Source organism: Rhodococcus sp. NPDC003383 (genome assembly GCF_053589115.1).
In genome coordinates, this window is sequence record NZ_JBSFRG010000004.1 from 16421 (window position 1) to 33439 (window position 17019).

Sequence of the window (17019 nt, forward strand, 5' to 3'; positions counted from 1 at the left end):
CCGACAGGTCACCGACGGGTGGGTGCCGACAGGCTCGCCGCCGAGACGGATCCGATCGCACGGGTGCTCCCGCTGCTGCCGCTTCCGCACCTCGACCGCGAGTTCGACTACCTGATTCCCCGTGAACTCGACGCGGACGCCCGACCGGGCGTCCGCGTTCGTGTCCGGTTCTCCGGCCGGCTCGTCGACGGCTTCCTGCTCTCCCGCACCGCCGTCAGCGACCACCCGGGACGCCTCGGCTGGCTGGACCGGGTCGTGTCATCCGAACAGGTGCTGACCGGTGAGATCGCCGCCCTCGCGGAGGAGGTCGCCACCCGCTACGCCGGCACCCGCGCCGACGTGCTGCGCCTGGCGGTGCCGCCGCGGCACGCCCGCGTCGAAGCCGAAGCGCCCGTCGAAACGTCCCCGCCGGCTGCGCCGGACGTCGACCGGCAGGCATGGGCGCGCTACCGGTTCGGGGAGCACTTCCTGGACGCGCTGGCTGCCGGCCGCTCGCCGCGCGCGGCCTGGCAGGCGCTCCCGGGGGAGGACTGGCCGTGTCGGCTCGCCGAACTCGCGGCGCTCACCGCGGCCGGGGGCCGTGCCGCGGTGATCGTCGTCCCCGATCAACGCGACCTGGACCGGGTCCTCACAGCCTGCGAAGCGGTCGCCGGCGCCGAGCACGTCGTCGGGCTCAGCGCGGGACTCGGACCCGCCGTCCGCTACCGGCGCTGGCTGTCCACGCTGCGCGGCACCGCACGAATTGTCGTCGGAACCCGGGCCTCCGTGTTCGCGCCCACCCCGGATCTCGGGCTGCTCGTCGTCTGGGACGACGGAGACGACCTGCACGCCGAGCCCCGGTCGCCGTACCCGCACTCCCGGGAGGTCGCGGTCCTGCGTGCGCACGCCGCAGGTGCCGCGGTCGTGCTCGGCGGGCACGCTCGCACCGCCGAAACCCAGGCGCTCGTCGACTCCGGGTGGGCACACGACCTGACCGCCCCCCGCGAGATCATCCGCGAGTGGGCGCCGAAGGTGACGGCCCTGGCCGACAGCGACCACGCGCTCGCCCGCGACCCGGCGGCGCGGGCGGCCCGGATCCCCGCCATCGCGTTCGCCGCGGCCCGCGCGGCGCTCGGCGCGGGCCGCGGTGTGCTCGTGCAGGTCCCGCGCCGCGGCTACGTTCCCGCGCTGGCCTGCGGCAAGTGCCGGGCCCCTGCGCGGTGCCGCCACTGCAACGGCCCGCTGGCGCTGCCCACGGCAGGCGGGCCGGACGGCGCCGCGATCCCGGCGTGCCGCTGGTGCGGCGTCGCCGACGCCACCCACCGCTGTCACGTGTGCGGCGCCCGGTCGCTGCGTGCGGTCGTCGTCGGTGCCGGACGGACCGCCGAGGAACTGGGCCGGGCCTTTCCCGGCGTGCCGGTGGTGACCTCCGGTGGCACCGACGTCAAGGTCTCTGCACCCGAGGGGCCGGTGCTGGTGGTCTCGACGGTCGGCGCCGAGCCGATCGCACCCGGCGGATACGGGGCGGCGCTGCTGCTCGACGGCTGGGCGCTGCTCGGCCGCGCCGACCTGCGTGCCGCCGAGGAAACAATGCGACGCTGGCTGACCGCGTCGTCGCTGGTCCGTCCGTTCCGCGACGGCGGTCAGGTCGTGGTCGTCGCCGACTCGGGGATCCCGACCGTGCAGGCGTTGGTGCGCTGGGATCCGGTCGGGCACGCGCGGTCGCAGCTCGACGAACGCGCCGAGGTCGGATTCCCGCCGACCGTGCACATGGCCGCGATCGACGGCAGTGCCGCCGCGGTCGCGGGGCTGCTCGAGGCGACGGTCCTGCCGGAGGGCTCCGAGGTGCTCGGCCCGGTGCCTCTGCCACCCGGCCAGCGGCTGCCGTTCGGGGCCGACGATCCGGAACCCGACGAGGTGCACCGCATGCTCATCCGCGTGGGCCGCGGTCGCGGTCGGGAGCTCGGTCGGGCACTGCGGGACGCGCAGGCCGCGCGTACCGCCCGCCGCGCCGACGGGCCGCTGCGCGTCCAGATGGATCCGCTGCGGATTTGAGCGGTGTGCCTTTGTGGCGGTCGCGGCCGTCAGAAAGGCACACCACCCAGGGTGAACTCGTCGATCAGCTCCGCCACCCGTGCGGGGTTGCCGAGCTGCGGGACGTGCCCCGCCGGCAGCACCTCGAGGTGGGCGTTCGGAATCAGGGCGGCGGCCGCCCGCGCGTCGGCCACCGGCACGACGGGATCGTGGTCACCCCAGATCATCAGGGTGGGAACGGACAGACGACGCAGCTCATCGGGGTGTATCCGGGTCCCGGATCGGACACCGAACGGCGACAGGAGCGCCCGGAACTCGGCGATGTTGGCGGCGGTGGCGACCGGGTCGTGCGCTGCGTCCACGAGCGAGTCGAGCAGGTCCGGGTACCGCAGGATGGTGTCGCCCTCGCCCACCGAGGACATCAGGTGGAGCAGCATCCGACGGCCCGGTGTGACCGTGCGAGTGAGCAAGGGGCCCACTACCGGTGTCGCCATGAGCCGGATCCCCGGCGGGATCCGGGCGCCGGGAAACATCGGGACGGATCCGAGTAGGACCAGACCGCGCACGCGCTCGGGGCGGTCCAGGGCGTACCAGACCGACCAGCATCCGCCTCCCGAGGCTCCGGCCAGCACCGCCGACCCGAGACGGAGTTCGTCGAGGACGTCGTCGACGAACCGGACCGCGAACTGTCGAAAGTCATTGCGCGGGAACGTATGTGGATCGCTGAGTCCGAATCCCGGCCGGTCGACGAGGTAGGAGTGCGTTGCCGTCATGGGGTCGAGCAGCATCAGGTGGGACAGCGACGAGGTGTTGTTGCCGTGCAGGTGAACGATCGGCGGCCCGTCACCGGACTCGATCACGTGAACCCGACCGGTGCGCGTCCGGACGAAGCGACCCTCGGCGCCGGCCGCCCGGACCATCCGGTTGTACCTGGCTCGTAGCGTGTCCGGGTGCCGCGGCACCTGCGGTTTGCTCAGCTGGGTGGCCATCGTGACTCCTGAAACGAACTTCGTGCTCCTGTCAGAATCCGCGCCCTCGACGGGGAGAGCCAGTTCGAAGTTCGAACCGTCCGACGGCGTCCGACGGTGGGACACTCGTGTCGTGGGCTCGAGCGAGTTCGTCGGATATTGCTCGTTCACCAAGGCCATCGAGCACCTCGGCGACCGATGGAGTCTGCTCATCGTGCGGCAGCTGGGGACGTTCGGGCCGCAGGGATTCAACGAACTGGCCACCGGACTGCCCGGTCGCATCTCGCGCTCGGTGCTCGCCGACCGGTTGCGCCGCCTCGAGACACTCGGGCTGGTGTCACGCTGTACCGGCCTGGATCCACACCCCGCGTACCGCCTCACGGAGGTCGGGGAAGGCTTGACGGCGACACTCGCCTCGCTGCGGGCGTGGGCGGAGACCTGGCTCCCGGACGATCCCGACATGCTCGACCGCGACCCGGACATCGTGCTCGGCTGGCTGGCGCAGCGGGCGGATCCCGATCGTGCGCCGGAGCGGCCCGCCGTCCTGGAACTGCGGTTGCACCACCGGCACGACCGCCGATACTGGCTCGTGCTGCAGCGAGGTGCCGCACCGTACGGGTGCCTGACGGACCCGCTCCTCGACGCGAGTCGCTATGTGTACCTGGAGTCCTCGATGCCGGCGCTGCTCGCGCTCGCCCGGGGCAGGCGCGAGTGGGCGGACGCGTTCGGGGACGGCTCGGTCACGGCGGCAGGAGATCCCGCGCTGATCGGCCGGGTGAGCGCGTGGTTCCGGCCCGCGTCGGACCAGCCGTGCGCGCACCGAAACGCTTGATGCGCGGCGGGGGTCACGCCCTCTACGGTTCCCGGGCTGTTCGGGGCGACAGGGTGTCGTAGCCGGGAGATACCGTCGGCCCGAGCGAACGGCATATGCCTGGGGCATCGACCGACCTGCAGGGGAACTCGATGGACAGTCGTGACGAACGCGTGCGGAACCGGAAGGCGGCGAGGCGCGCCGACCGTGCACTGTGCCCGGTCCCGGTGGCCGAGGCACTCGGGCTGCGGGTTGCAGTGGTTGCCGCTGCCATGCGGTGGCACGGGATCGAGGGACCGCTGGACGTGGCGACCGCGCGGCGATGGTTGCGAGGCCTCGAACCCATTCCGGACTGGTGCGCCGAACTCCTGGCCGAGGCGGCCGCCCGGTCGGGGCAGCGTGCCGCGCGAAAACGGAACGACCGGATCGAGTTCGAACACACGCTGCTGCTCCGGGCTGCGCGGGTGTACCGGTTGCTCGAGAACGGTGAGCGTCGACGCTTCCGCGATGCCGACATGGACATCGTCACGGATGTCGCGTTCGCGGCGTGGAGGGAGCTGATGAGGGGCGTCGATCCGTCCGCACTGTCGAACGGCGAGCTCCGGGCCCTGCGACTGTGCGGCATCGACCCGGAGCATCCGGAAGGGTAACGGTGTGCCTTTGTGGCGGTTGGGGCCGCCACAAAGGCACACGGGCGCGTCAGCGCACGAGGAGACGCTGGAGCACGTCCGAGATCGTGATCAGTCCGACGACCTGCCCATCGTCGGTGACGGTGGCGAGATGGTTGCGGGTTTCCCGCATGGTCCGCAACGCCTCGTACACCGGGACCGCGGCCTCGACGGTCAGCGCGGGCCGCATCAGCTCACCCGCGCTCACCTCGGGTGCGTGGAGGCTGTCGCGCACGTGCACGACCCCGTCGACGTGACCGTTGCCGCGCACCAGCAACCGCAGGTGCCCGGTTCGGCGGGCGGTCTCCCGGATCTCGGCGCCCGACGCATCCGGCGGCACGCTGCTCGGCCGGTCGTTCGGGGCGACGATGTCGCCGACCGTCAGCGCTTCCAGCTCCAGGGCGCTCGTCAGATGGCCGTGGTAGCGCTCGTCGAGAGTGCCCACCGTGGCCGAATGCTCGACGAGGTGCCGCAACGCATCCGGATCCTGACCGGTGGCCACCTGATCGACCGGTTCCACCCCGGCCCTGCGCAGGCACCGGTTCGCCATCCGGTTCAGCTGCACGATGACCGGTCGGGTGAACCACATGAACACCCGCATCGGGATCGCCAGCATCGTCGCCGACTTCTCCGGATGCGCGATCGCCCACGACTTCGGTGCCATCTCACCGACCACCAGGTGCAGGAACGTCACGGTGATCAGCGCGAGCACGAACCCGGCGACATCGGCCAGCCACGTGGGGGCACCCCAACCCGCTATGAGCGGGGTCAGCCAGTGATGCACGGCCGGTTTGGTCACCGCACCCAGTGCCAGGGTGCACACCGTGATGCCGAGCTGGGAGCCGGCGAGCAGCACCGACAGTTCCGTCGCGCTGCGCAACGCGGCCCGCGCGGCACGGCTGTGCGGGGCGGCGTCCTCGAGGCGGTGCCGTCGCGCGGCGATCAGCGCGAACTCGACGGCGACGAAGAACGCACTGGCCGCGATCAACGCGACCGTCGCGGCCGCCACGATCCAGGGGTTACTCATCGATGTTCACCTCGGGCTCGGTGCGGACGGTGACGTGCAGCGAGGACGGCACGTGCTTGTCGATGGCCCGCACCTCGGCGACCAGGGTGCGGCGGGGGAGGCGATCGTCACTCACCAGGTCGGCGGGATCCGCGTCCAGGGCGATCTCGACGCGATCGCCGACGGCGGGCAGGCCACCGAATTCGGCGATGACCAGCCCGGCGACGGTCTCGTAGTCGCCGTCGGGCAGCGTCCGGCCGAGCGTTCGGCCGACCTCGTCGAGATGCGCGGTGCCGCGTACCGTCCAGCCGTCGCCGGCACGCACGATCACCGCGGTGTCGGCCTCGGGATCGTGCTCGTCGGCGATCTCGCCGACCAGTTCCTCAGCGATGTCCTCGACGGTGACGACCCCCGCGAAACCGCCGTACTCGTCGATGACCAGCGCCATCTCCTCGTGGGCCTCGCCGAGGCGCGCGAGGACGTCCGGCAGCGGCAGTGTGGTCGGCACGATCACCGCGGGCCGGTGCACGGAGCCGGCGGGGCCGTCGGTCCGGTCGAGTTCGAGCAGGTCGTGCAGGTGCACCACACCGTGCAGGTCGTCGGTGGAGGCACCCACGACCGGGTAACGGGTGTGGCCGGTGCTCATCGTCGCGAGCACCCGGTCGACGGGTTCGTCGACGTGGACGACATCCACCCGGGCGCGCGGAATCATGGCGTGCTCGGCGGTGCGGGTGGGGAAGTCGAGGATGCGGTCGAGCAGTGTCGACAGCTCCGGCGGCAGCTCTCCGGTGTCGCGGGATTCGGCGACGATGTGCTCGAGATCGCGGACGGTTGCCGAATGTTCCACGTCGTGAACGGGTTCGATCCGCAACAGCCGCAGCAGCAGATTCGACGCCGCGTCGAACAGCGTGATGAGCCAGCCGAACAACTTCAGGTAGACGGTCGTCGACAGCGCGAGCTTCCGCGCGACCGGTTCGGGACGGGCGATGGCCAGGTTCTTCGGGAACAGTTCGCCGAACACCATCTGCACGACGGTGGAGAACAGCACCGCGAGCACGGTGCCGACGGCCACCCCGACGGCGGTGGGAACACCGACGCCGCCGAACAACTCGCCGAGGCCGCTGCCGATGAGCGGTTCGGCGACATAGCCGACGAGCAGGCCTGTGACGGTGATACCGAGCTGTGCGCCGGACAGCATGAACGAGGTGCGGCGGGTGACGCCCAGGGCGCGGGCAGCGGTCGCGTCACCCGATTCCGCGCGTGCCTTGAGGCGGGAACGATCCACCGCCATGAACGCGAATTCCTGGGCCACGAAGTAGCCGGTGAGGGCGGTGATCGCGAGGACTACGAGGATTCCGAGAAGGATTCCGAGGGCGGTCAGCACGTCGATGCCGATCCTGGGGTGGCGGGATATCCGTCACCGTGGGGCGGTCGGGGTCTTCGAGGTTTGCGCTTGGCGCGTCGCATGGCTCTCTCTGTGATCGGTGACAAAGGGTCGTCACAGAATAGGACGAACCGCGCCCGGCGAATGGTTCCCGCGGGGACGTAACGAAGGTCACGCAACGCGACCTCGGTTGCGCTGCGGGGTGGGGCGCTCACCTCACCCGGTCACCATGATCTGCGCGGAGCTCTCCTTGAGCTTCGCGTTCGCCCAGCGCATCTGACGCAGGGTCTGTGGATGGCAGCGTTCGGCGGTGGCGAGCAGTTCGCGGTCCTGCAGCGCCTGCGCGGTCTGGGCGAGGATCTCCCAGTCCAGCGAGACCCCGGCTGCCGTGCGGTGGATCTCCCGCAGGTCCCGCAGCAACAGCAGCGAGGGATCGTGATGCCGGCCGACCAGCTCGCTACCCTTCCGGCGGAGGGCGGCGAGGATGCTGTGGTCCTCCGCCGGCTCGGCATCGAGGTCGAGGTCGTAATCCTGCCCGAGGCGGGCGAGTTCCCGGACGTGCTGCTGCGACCATCGCGCGAGATCTTGTCCCAGATGGAATATCTCGTGATCGGCCTTGTTCCGGTCGGAGATCTGCAGCAGCCGGCCGGCCAGGTCGTTCTCCGACTCGTGCAACTCCCGGATCGCAAGTCCCACCTTGTTGTTCATTGCGCACCTCCGGTGTTCGTTGCGCCTGTGGGGGATTCGACGAACGTCTCGGTCGCGGTCGCGTCGGGGCCGCCGCCGGTCTGCGGGACGGCTGCGCCCACCGGCTCCGAGGCGGTGGTCGTGGGCGCGGCGGACGGTGTGCCGTCGCCGGCTTCGACACGTTCCACGCGGGCCGCGCCGCCCTTGAACAACGGCTGCTTGGACGCCGGGTCCCAGTCGGTGAGGGTCAGCTCGTTCGCGGCCCGGCCCTCGGCGTCGCCGGGTTCGTGACCGCCCGGGGTGTCCCAGTAGCCGTAGTGGAACGGCACGAACAACACCCCCGGACGGATCCCGCAGATCCGCAGCTTCGCGTCCACCCGGCCCCGAGGGGTGGTGATGCGCAACAGATCTCCCTCCGACCAGCCGTGTCGCCGGGCGTCGGAGGCCGACATCTCCACCCACACCTCGGGGGCGGCCTGCTGCAGTTGCGGCGCGCGGCCCGTCTTCGTCCGGGTGTGGAAGTGATACAGCGTGCGGCCGGTGGTGAGGTGGTAGGGAAACTCCTCGGACACGAGCTCGTGCGCCGGCAGGTATTCGCCCGCCTTGATGATCGCCTTTCCCAGCGGGTTCATGGCCTTGTACTCGGTCGGTTCGAGCGGCGCACCGGTGACCATGTCGCGGCCGTAGCTCTCGCAATAGTCCGGTGTACTCCAGAACTTCCCGTCCTCGTAGAGGCGTTCGGTGCCGTCGGGACTGTCCTCGGTGCACGGCCACTGGATGCCGCTGCCGCCGCGCAGCCGGTCGTAGGTGATACCGGTGTAGTCACACGGCCGCCCCGCCGAGCAGCGCTTCCACGCCTCGAACGCCTCCTCGGGAGTGGACCACTTCACCAGGGGTTGCCCGTCCTTGTCCTGCAACCCGATTCGACGGGCGTAGTCGACGAAGATGTCCAGGTCGGCGCGGGCCAGGCCGGGCGGATCGACGGCCTTCTCCGACAGGTGCACGGTGCGGTCCACGTTGGTGAACGTGCCGGTCTTCTCGCCCCACGTCGCGGCCGGGAGCACCACGTCGGCGAGCTGGGCGGTCTCGGACAGGAAGATGTCCTGCACCACCAGGGACAGCCGTTCCTGGGCGAGGATCTCCCGGATGCGGCCCAGTTCCGGCAGCGACACCGCCGGGTTGGTGCCGCTGACGTAGAGGAACCGGATCGAGCCGTCCTCGACGTAGCGCAGCATCTGCATCAGGTGCGTCGGCGCGGTGTAGTGCGGGATCCGCATCGGGTCGATGTTCCACAGCCGCCCCAGTTCCTGGACGTGCTCGTCGTTGGCCCAGTTCCGGAAGCCGGGCAGGTCCCCGTCGGCGCCGCATTCGCGGGTGTTCTGCGCCGTCGGCTGGCCGTTCATCTGCAGCACCCCGCACCCGGGTTTGCCGAGCATGCCCCGGATCAGGTGGACGTTGTTCACCTGCACTGCCGCCGCGGTGGCCTGGTGCGACTGGTAGAAGCCCTGCAGCACGGTGGACACCAGACGTTCGGCGCCGCCGAGGATGCGGGCCGCCTCCAGCAGGTCGTCGAGCGGCACGTCGCACACCTCGGCAGCCCGTTCGGGCGGATAGTCCTCGAGTTGTTTCTGCAGCTCCGGGAAGCCGACGGTGTGCGCCTCGATGTAGTCGCGGTCGATCCATCCGTTGCGCACGATCTCGTGCAGCAGCCCGTTCATCAGCATCACGTTCGTGCCCGGCCTGGGCGCGAGGTGCACGGCGGCGGCCCGCGCCACGGGTGTTGCGCGCGGGTCGACGCACACCACCGCCGGGGGAGTCGGGCCCGCCAGCCGGTCGAGCACCCGGCTCCACAGCACGCTCTGCGTCTCGGCCATGTTGTGCCCGTACAGGGCGATCACGTCGGCGTGGTCGATGTCGGTGTAGGAGCCGGGCTGCCCGTCGCACGCGAAGGACTCCTTCAACGCGGCGGCCGCGGTCGCGGTGCACAGCCGGGTGTTGCCGTCCATGTGGTTGGTGCCGATACCCCCGTGCCCGATCAGCGCCAGCGTGTAGTACTCCTCGAGGAACAGTTGCCCGGTCGTGTAGAAGCCGATCGAACTGGGGCCGCGCTCGGCCAGCAACTCGCGGGTGCGCTCGGCGACGGCATCCATCGCCGTGTCCCAATCGGTCTCCACGAGCGCGCCGTCGCGGCGGATCAACGGAGTCGTCAGCCGGTCGGGCGAGTGATTGGCCTGCCACCCGAACAGATCCTTCGGCCCGAGCCGGCCGTGGTTGACCCGATCCACCGCGCGCCCGCGGACCCCGACGATCCGGCCGTCCTTGACGGCGATGTCGAGACCGTCGCCGTTCGAGTGCAGAATCGTCGCCGACTGCACCCAGTTGTCGACGTCGTCCTCGCCCAGTCCGTCGGCCAGATAGCAGTCCACCCGGATCGGCCAGGGCTCGCCCGGTCCGTAGGGGGTGCGGGTGCCCCAGGGTTCGCGGATGCGGTCGATGTCGGTCATGCCTGCGGCGGTACCCGAACGCGGGAGTTCGAAACGTGGGCCGTGACCCGCGGGAACGCGGTCGGCAGCGGTGGTCCGCACAACCTCCGCGCCGAGCCGGATCCCTTTACACTCTTCACAGGATTGCGCCGTCGCCGCGATGGCGAATCCCGACACGTCGAGCGGTCGGAAGGCGCGAACATGGGCGGCGGGCGACGAACCAGCGCAGTACTCGCGGCCGCGTGCGCCGCCCTGATCATCGCCGGTGGTTCGGCCACCGCCCAGCCGGACGGATCCACCGCGAGCGTGCCCCGCGCCCCCGCACCCCCGGCCGGGAGTTCCGCCCAGGCAGCGGCCTATGCCGACGATCACCCCGACGCGGCCCCACCGGGCAGCAACGACTTCGACTGCGTCCCGTCGGCGCAGCACCCGCGACCCGTGGTGCTCGCGCACGGCACCGACTCCAACAGCTACACCGACTTCGCGGCGCTCGCGCCGCTGCTCGCCGACTCCGGGTGGTGCGTGTACGCGCTGAACTACGGGAAGGCAGCCGACGCCGACAACTACGGCACCGGCGACATCCGGGTCAGTGCACGGCAATTCGGGGACTTCGTGGACCTCGTGCGGGCCGAGACCGGCGCCGAGAAGGTCGACGTCGTCGGGTTCTCGCAGGGCGCGACCGTCTCCCGCTACTACATCAACCGGCTGGGGGGAGATTCCGCGGCCGAGCGGTGGGTCGGGGTGGCCTCCCCGAGCTACGGCGGCACCTTCTACGGTCTCGGACCCATCGCCGAGCAGATCCCCGGCGCGTCCGACATCGTCGCCGAACAGTTCTCGATCGCGCTCGTGCAGCAGGCACAGGGATCGGAACTGCTCACCGAGTTGAACAACCCCACCGACACCGTGCCCGGCGTCGACTACACCACTATCGGCACCAGCGTCGACGAAGTGATCCAGCCGTCGAGCAATGTCGCCCTGCACGGGCCCGGCGCGGTGAATCTGGTGGTCCAGGATCTGTGCCCGCAGAACCTGACCGGACACTTCAACATGCCCTACGACAACTTCACGCTCAGCCTGATCCGGCAGACCCTCGACCCGGACCACTACGGTCTCGCCCCCTGTGTGCCGGTCGCGCTGGGCACCGGCATCCCCGAGGTCATCCTGGAGAGCAACTTCTGACCGACGGGCCGCGTGTCGGCCGGGGTGTCCGTTCCGGACCGGGTCGGTCCTTAGACTGTGGTGCACCATCGTCGAATCCCGGGAGCAGCATTCGTGACAAGTTCGGTCGTCCCGTTCCTCACCTCACCGCGGCGCGGCCGCCCGATTCGGCGCATCCCGGCGGTGCGCTGACATGCGCGTCGTCTTCGCGGGCACTCCCGATCCCGCTGTCCCGTCGCTGCGCCGGCTGATCGAATCGCCCCGGCACGAGGTCGTCGCCGTCGTCACCCGCCCCGACACGGTCGCCGGGCGCGGCCGCAAGGTGGTGCGATCGGCGGTCGGGCAACTCGCCGACGAACACGGCATCGAGGTGCTCACCCCGGCCTCGCCGCGGGACTCGGAGTTCGTGGCCCGGCTGACCGAACTGGCCCCGGCCTGCTGCCCGGTCGTCGCCTACGGGGCGCTGCTGCCGCAGCCCGTGCTCGACATTCCCGAACACGGCTGGGTGAACCTGCACTTCTCGTTGCTGCCGGCGTGGCGCGGCGCGGCCCCGGTGCAGGCCGCGATCGCCGCCGGCGACGAGATCACCGGCGCCACCACCTTCCGCCTCGAGGCGGGCCTCGACACCGGCCCCGTGTACGGGGTGGTCACCGAGACGATCCGGCCCACCGACACCGCCGGGGACCTGCTCGGCCGCCTCGCCGACTCCGGAGCGGGGCTGCTGGTATCGACGCTGGACGGCCTCGAGGACGGACTGCTCACCGCCGTCCCGCAATCCGCCGACGGCGTGTCGTACGCATCGAAGGTGACCGTCGAATCCGCCCGGATCACGTGGACGCATCCCGCACACGTCGTCGACCGGCGCATCCGCGCGGTCACGCCCGCGCCGGGAGCCTGGACGATGATCGGTGAGCTGCGGGTGAAGGTCGGGCCGGTGACGGTCACCGACGAGACCCTCGAACCCGGCGAGATCGCGATCCGCAAGAACGGGGTGCTCGTCGGCACCGCCACGACCGCGGTGAAACTCGGGCAGGTGCAACCGCCCGGCAAGAAGGCGATGATCGCCGCCGACTGGGCCCGCGGTGCCCGACTCGACCCGAAGGTGCGTGCACAGTGACCGAATCCCGCAGACCGGCCCGCCGATCGCAGCGCGGTCCCGGCGACCGCAACAGCAAGCCGCGGCAGGCAAGGCGGCCGTCGCAGTCCGCGGTGGACCCGGCGCGCCTGGCGGCCCGCGACGTGCTGCGCGCGGTGCGCGAACGGGACGCCTACGCCAACCTCGTGCTGCCGGGACTGCTGCGCGAGCGCCACCTGGACACCCGCGACGCGGCGCTGGCCACGGAACTGACCTACGGCGCGGCCCGCGCGCAGGGTCTGCTCGACGCCGTCATCGCCTCCGCCGCCGACCGTCCCGTCGACGAGATCGACGGCCCGCTGCTCGACGCGCTGCGCCTCGGTGCCTACCAGTTGCTGCGGACCCGCATCGCCCCGCACGCCGCCGTCACGACCAGCGTCGACCTCGTCCGCTCCGAATTCGGTTCCGGCAGAGCAGGTTTCGTCAACGCGGTGCTCCGGAGGGTTGGAGAGCGCACCGAGGACGAATGGGTCGCCGAGCTCGCCCCGGACCAGGAACGCGATCCCGTCGGACACCTCGCGTTCCGGTACCCGCACCCGGTGTGGATCGCCCAGGCGTTCGCGAACTCGCTCGGCGCCGACGCCGGAGAACTGGCGGAGGTCCTCGCCGCCGACGACGCCCGGCCGATCGTGCACCTGGTGGCGCGGCCCGGCGTCATCACCGCCGAGGAACTCGCGCTCGCGACCGGCGGCGAGGTCGGTCCCTGGTCGCCCTACGCGGTGCACCTCGAGCACGGCGATCCCGGCCGGCTCGACGCCGTCCGCGAAGGCATGGCCGCGGTGCAGGACGAGGGCAGCCAGCTCGTGGCCCGTGCCCTCACGCTCGCGCCGCTCGAGGGGAACGACAACGGCCGCTGGCTCGACCTGTGCGCCGGACCCGGTGGCAAGGCGGCGCTGCTCGGTGCCCTCGCCGACCTCGACGGCTTCACCGTAGACGCGGTCGAACCGGTGGAACACCGCGCCGACCTGGTGCGCAAGACCACCCGGGGCCTGCCCGTCACGGTGCACGTCGCCGACGGCCGCGATCCCGGTCTCGACGCCGGCTACGACCGGATCCTCGTCGACGCCCCGTGCACCGGTCTCGGCGCGCTGCGTCGCCGTCCCGAGGCCCGCTGGCGGCGGCAGCCCGGCGATGTCGCCGAACTCGTGCGGCTGCAGAAGGAACTGCTGGCCTCGGCGATCGGGCTGCTGCGACCCGGCGGCGTCGTGTTGTACGCGACGTGTTCGCCGCACGTGTCCGAGACCGTCGCGATCGTCGCCGACGCGGTGCGCCGGCACGACGTCGAACAACTCGATACCCGCGAACTCGTCCCGGGGGTGCCGCGGCTCGGATCCGGCCCCGGCGTCCAGCTGTGGCCGCACCGGCACGGCACGGACGCCATGTTCATGGCCGCGCTCCGCAAACCACTGGGCTGACACCAACGGGCTGACACCCGAGCCCACCACCTCGGACGGAAGGACAGTTCGTGCCCGACATCGTCACCCTGACCCTCAATCCGGCGCTCGACGTCACCACGTTCGCCGACGAGGTCGTACCGACCCGGAAACTCCGGTGCGACGAACCGTTCTACGACGCGGGCGGGGGAGGGGTGAACGTCGCGAAGGTCGCCCGGGTGCTGGGCGCGTCCGCTGCGGCGGTGTACCCGGCGGGTGGGGCACGCGGTAAGCAGATGAGCGGGCTGCTCGACGACGACGACGTCGAAGAGCACATCGTGGAGATCGCCGACGACACCCGCGAGTGCTTCACCGCCATCGACCGCAGCACCGGGAAGGAATACCGGTTCGTCACCCCCGGTCCCGAGCTGACCGCCGACGAACAGGAACGCTGCCTCGAGGCGCTGGTGGCCGCCGCCTCCGGCGCCCGCTACGTCGTCGCCAGCGGCAGCTTCCCGCCGGGCGTGCCCGGCACGTTCGTGCGGCGCATCGCGGACGTCGCGCACAAGGTCGGCGCCCGCTTCGTGCTCGACTCCTCCGGCGACGCGCTGACCAGCATCGAATCGGGGGTCTTCCTCGTCAAGCCGAGCCTCGACGAGCTGTGCGAGTGGGTCGGCCGGGACCTGCCGGACACCGAGACCCGGTCCGCCGCGGCCCGGGAACTCGTCGACGCCGGGGTCGCCGAGATCGTCGTGGTGTCCCTCGGCGCGCAGGGCGCGATCATGGTGTCCGCCGACAACGCCGTCGAAGTACCGGCGCTGGACGTGCCGGTGCGCAGCGCCGTGGGCGCGGGCGACAGCATGGTCGCGGGCCTGGTCGTGGGTCTGCTGCAGGAACGGTCGCTGCGCGATGCGCTCGCGCTCGGCATCGCCTGCGGATCGGCCGCGCTGCTGACCGCCGGCAGTCACGTGTGCCGGCGCGAGGACATCGACCGGTTCTACGAACTCGCCCGATCCCACTGATCTAGGGGAGCCCGGGACCCGTCCACGGGAGTGCCTCCAGGTCGACTTCGGCCGCTTCGACGGGCGCCCGCAACGCCGTCGCCGTCGCCCACCCCTGCGCGACGAGACCCGCGTCGGTCTCGTCGCGCTCGTCGGCACGGATCTCCCGGAAGGTCACCGTCACGAACTCCTCGCCGATCTCCCCGATGTCGGCCTGGACCGCGCCGAACGCGGCCAGCGGAGCCAACCGGAGCCCGCGGAACTCCTCCGGAGGCACATCCGGAACGTTGATGTTCAGCACCGAACCGCGCTGCCCGGACTCGAGCACCCATTCCAACGCGCGGCGGGCAACCTGTTCGGCGGTGTCCCAGTGCTGCGGATCCGCCGAGGCCACGGACACCGCGAGCGCGAGCGCGCCGTGTGTCGCCGCAGTCAGCGCGGCCCCGACGGTTCCCGAGTGCAGAATCGCGTGGCCGGTGTTGGGGCCGTGGTTGATTCCGGACAGCACCACGTCGGGTGCGGGACCGAACGCCCCGTGTGCCGCGACGAAACCGATCAGCGCCGGCGAGGCCTCCACCGCTCGGATCGGCACCTCGGGCAGATCCGGCCACTGTCGTTCGGTGACCGCCAGCCGGCCGTCCTCGGCGAGCGCGGTCAGCGATGCGCTCGCACCGCTGCGCTCGGTGTGCGGGGCCGCCACCACCACGTCCAGTCCGGCCTCGACCGCGAGGCGTGCGAGGACACCGAGCCCTCGACTGTCGATACCGTCGTCGTTGGTCACCAACGCCCGCATCAGGACTCCTCACCGTCGGTGCGCCGAACGCCGACCGATTCGACGAGACGGGTGGCCAGGTCGCGGCGTCCCGTCGCCAATCCCCGTCGGGTGATGTTCATCGCCCCCGCAGCGGCCCCCAACCGGAGCGCGTCGACCAGCGATTCGCCTCGCGCCAGAGCCGTGGCGATGCCCGCGGTCATCGAATCCCCCGCGCCGCGGTGATCGACGCTGGTCAGCGGCGGCGATGTCACTTCCCACAGTCCGTCCTCCACCAGCGCCAGCGCCGGGTCGCCGGCACGCGAGACGACGACGTTCTGCGCGCCCTCCTCGGCCAGCTTGCGCATGGACTTCACGAGCGTCGGCGCATCGTCGGACGTCGCCCTGCCGTCCTCGATCAGATCGTCGTGCGCGACCTTCAGCACCGTCGGTTTTCCGGTGAGCGCACTGGTCAGCTGCGGCCCGGACAGATCCGCGACGACCGGGACGCCCATCGCGTGCAGATCACCCGCCAATCGGCCGTACATCTCCGACGGGACCGTGGTGTCGCTGTGGGCACCGCCGAGAACCGCCACGTCGGAGCGCAGGCCGGCCTCGAGGGACAACGCGAACAGGTCGTCGACCTCGTGACGCGTGAGCACCGTGGGCGCGACGTGGGCGATCTCCTCGCGTTCCCCACCACGCCGATCGTGCACGTAACCGCCGTTGGCGCCGGACGTGTCGATCCCGCGGACCGAGATGCCCTCGTATTCGAGCAGATGGCGCACGATCCGGCCGGTCTCGCCGCCGAACACTCCGCAGAGCGTGACGTCGGCACCCAGCGTCGCCGCCATCCGGGCGATCCAGAAACCCTGCCCGCCGGCGTGCACGTGCAGTTCGTCGCTGCCGTCCGGGGCGCACTCGACCGTGACGGTCAACAGCGGGGACGGGGCGAACACGAACACGGACGGCTTCGGCGGGGCGGGCGGGGTGGACTCGGCCATCGGACGGGGCTCCTTCTTCGACTTCTTCGACGTGCGGGAGATGCCCGAGGAGTACCCGCTTCGGTCCGATCCGATGCCCAGGCAGGTGTGTCGGATAACGTCTCTGACGGAATGCATTGATTTACAGAATTCGGCCGGGATTCGAGATGTTCGCTGCGCAGTTCCGCGAGGACGCACGCGCGCGGCTTCCCGCGGGCACACTGGTCACATGACGAACTGGGCCGAGGTGGTGGAAGCAGTCGCGGACCTGCCGGAGGTCACCGAATCGACGTGGTACCGGACCCCGGCGTTGACGGTGCGCGGGCGCGGGTTCGCGCGGCTGTGTTCCGAATCGGAGGGCGCACTGATGGTGCTGTGCGAGATGGCGAAGAAGAAGGCGCTGCTCGCGTCCGGCGGTCCGGCCTACTTCACCACCGAAAGCTACGACGGCTACGGCGCCATCCTCGTCGACCTCGACCGCGTCGACCCCGAGGAACTGCGTGACCTGCTGTTCGACGCGTGGCATCTCGCCGCGCCGGACGCACTGCGCGCGAGCGCACCGGCTGCACGGCGGGAAGATCGGACCCGACTAGACTAG

At 71.1% G+C, this 17019-nt stretch carries 15 protein-coding genes; 8 read left to right on the top strand and 7 right to left on the bottom strand.

Translation table 11 applies throughout. The annotated features are described in order from the left end of the window. Positions 1 to 18: 18 nt before the first annotated feature. Positions 19 to 2034: a primosomal protein N' gene (locus tag ACWDTS_RS05010; protein WP_450117718.1), complete on the top strand. Its 2016-nt coding sequence runs from the start codon at positions 19 to 21 to the stop codon at positions 2032 to 2034. 29 nt (positions 2035 to 2063) lie between these two features. Here ACWDTS_RS05010 and ACWDTS_RS05015 read toward each other — a convergent pair whose 3' ends face one another. Next, positions 2064 to 3002, bottom strand: coding sequence for an alpha/beta fold hydrolase (locus tag ACWDTS_RS05015; RefSeq protein WP_450117719.1), 939 nt, complete (start codon positions 3000 to 3002; stop codon positions 2064 to 2066). A 112-nt stretch (positions 3003 to 3114) separates the two neighbouring features. Between ACWDTS_RS05015 and ACWDTS_RS05020 the strand changes: the two genes are divergently transcribed. Together ACWDTS_RS05020 and ACWDTS_RS05025 are read left to right on the top strand one after the other, a co-directional pair. Continuing rightward, positions 3115 to 3813 (top strand): winged helix-turn-helix transcriptional regulator, encoded by a 699-nt coding sequence (locus tag ACWDTS_RS05020; protein ID WP_450110153.1) that lies wholly within the window; start codon positions 3115 to 3117, stop codon positions 3811 to 3813. 131 nt (positions 3814 to 3944) lie between these two features. Further along, positions 3945 to 4442: a hypothetical protein gene (locus ACWDTS_RS05025; protein ID WP_450110152.1), complete on the top strand. Its 498-nt coding sequence runs from the start codon at positions 3945 to 3947 to the stop codon at positions 4440 to 4442. Positions 4443 to 4491: 49 nt separating this feature from the next. Here the strand turns inward: ACWDTS_RS05025 and ACWDTS_RS05030 are convergent, their stop codons facing one another. From ACWDTS_RS05030 to ACWDTS_RS05045, 4 genes are all read right to left on the bottom strand, one after another. Then, positions 4492 to 5487, bottom strand: coding sequence for a hemolysin family protein (locus tag ACWDTS_RS05030; protein WP_450110151.1), 996 nt, complete (start codon positions 5485 to 5487; stop codon positions 4492 to 4494). After that, positions 5480 to 6850: a hemolysin family protein gene (locus ACWDTS_RS05035; protein WP_248675500.1), complete on the bottom strand. Its 1371-nt coding sequence runs from the start codon at positions 6848 to 6850 to the stop codon at positions 5480 to 5482. Before ACWDTS_RS05035 ends, ACWDTS_RS05030 begins: the two co-directional genes overlap by 8 nt. Positions 6851 to 7066: 216 nt before the next feature. Then, complete coding sequence (locus ACWDTS_RS05040; protein ID WP_248675499.1) at positions 7067 to 7558, bottom strand: type I 3-dehydroquinate dehydratase; 492 nt, start codon at positions 7556 to 7558, stop codon at positions 7067 to 7069. Beyond that, complete coding sequence (locus ACWDTS_RS05045) at positions 7555 to 10041, bottom strand: molybdopterin oxidoreductase family protein (RefSeq protein ID WP_450117720.1); 2487 nt, start codon at positions 10039 to 10041, stop codon at positions 7555 to 7557. Before ACWDTS_RS05045 ends, ACWDTS_RS05040 begins: the two co-directional genes overlap by 4 nt. Positions 10042 to 10221: 180 nt before the next feature. On the opposite strand from ACWDTS_RS05045, the gene ACWDTS_RS05050 reads away from it, so the two are divergent. The 4 genes from ACWDTS_RS05050 to ACWDTS_RS05065 all read left to right on the top strand — a co-directional run bounded on the left by ACWDTS_RS05050 (position 10222) and on the right by ACWDTS_RS05065 (position 14708). Continuing rightward, entirely contained in the window at positions 10222 to 11199 is a 978-nt protein-coding gene (locus ACWDTS_RS05050; RefSeq protein ID WP_450110150.1) for an esterase/lipase family protein, read from the top strand. Positions 11200 to 11371: 172 nt separating this feature from the next. Continuing rightward, the gene (gene fmt, locus ACWDTS_RS05055) at positions 11372 to 12295 is read left to right on the top strand and encodes a methionyl-tRNA formyltransferase (protein ID WP_450110149.1); all 924 of its coding nucleotides are present in this window, start codon (positions 11372 to 11374) and stop codon (positions 12293 to 12295) included. Then, complete coding sequence (locus ACWDTS_RS05060) at positions 12292 to 13728, top strand: RsmB/NOP family class I SAM-dependent RNA methyltransferase (protein WP_450110148.1); 1437 nt, start codon at positions 12292 to 12294, stop codon at positions 13726 to 13728. Before fmt ends, ACWDTS_RS05060 begins: the two co-directional genes overlap by 4 nt. Before the next feature lie 50 nt (positions 13729 to 13778). Beyond that, a complete protein-coding gene (locus ACWDTS_RS05065; RefSeq protein WP_450110147.1) occupies positions 13779 to 14708 on the top strand; it encodes a 1-phosphofructokinase family hexose kinase in 930 nt (309 codons plus the stop codon). A 1-nt stretch (position 14709) separates the two neighbouring features. On the opposite strand, the gene surE is transcribed toward ACWDTS_RS05065, so the two are convergent. Next, positions 14710 to 15480 (bottom strand): 5'/3'-nucleotidase SurE, encoded by a 771-nt coding sequence (gene surE, locus ACWDTS_RS05070; RefSeq protein WP_450110146.1) that lies wholly within the window; start codon positions 15478 to 15480, stop codon positions 14710 to 14712. After that, a complete protein-coding gene (locus ACWDTS_RS05075; protein WP_450110145.1) occupies positions 15480 to 16442 on the bottom strand; it encodes a 1-phosphofructokinase family hexose kinase in 963 nt (320 codons plus the stop codon). The genes surE and ACWDTS_RS05075 overlap by 1 nt, the downstream gene beginning before the upstream one ends. Positions 16443 to 16650: 208 nt before the next feature. Here ACWDTS_RS05075 and ACWDTS_RS05080 point away from each other — a divergent pair, with 208 nt between their 5' ends. Beyond that, a complete protein-coding gene (locus tag ACWDTS_RS05080; protein ID WP_450110144.1) occupies positions 16651 to 17019 on the top strand; it encodes an MmcQ/YjbR family DNA-binding protein in 369 nt (122 codons plus the stop codon).